The sequence below is a fragment of the Streptococcus pseudopneumoniae genome (assembly GCF_001072665.1).
Lineage (GTDB): Bacteria > Bacillota > Bacilli > Lactobacillales > Streptococcaceae > Streptococcus > Streptococcus pseudopneumoniae_S.
The window spans coordinates 1-353 of record NZ_JVJI01000063.1; the positions used below are offsets into that span (position 1 = coordinate 1).

At 33.4% G+C, this 353-nt stretch carries 1 protein-coding gene; it reads right to left on the bottom strand.

What is annotated here, in order from left to right; genetic code table 11:
* A partial coding sequence (locus ADH52_RS04210) for a TipC family immunity protein (protein ID WP_049510277.1) occupies positions 1-252 on the bottom strand: 252 nt, incomplete at its 3' end.
* Positions 253-353 lie beyond the last annotated feature (101 nt).

Sequence of the window (353 nt, forward strand, 5' to 3'; positions counted from 1 at the left end):
TATATCACTATAGCCTTTGGGAAGAGTTTCATACTTTCCAAAAGGAGTATAGGATATATTTGGGTCATCACTCGACCAATCAGGTCTGATTTTAAAGCCATCTATGTTTCTTAAAATATTATTTGACCGATAAGTCTTCTCCGTCTCATGGTAGATTTCATCAAAAATATTTTTAGGTTGTTTAGGAAAAAAGTAAAAACAAAATAATACAACTAGTAAGGCTAAAGCTAATAAACTGAATATTTTCTTCATCATCCTCCTCCTACTCCGCCACGGCTTCTAAGCGATTAAAAAACTTGGATACACCTGGATAGTTACTTTCGATATATACTTTAATGGCATCTTCCCCTTTT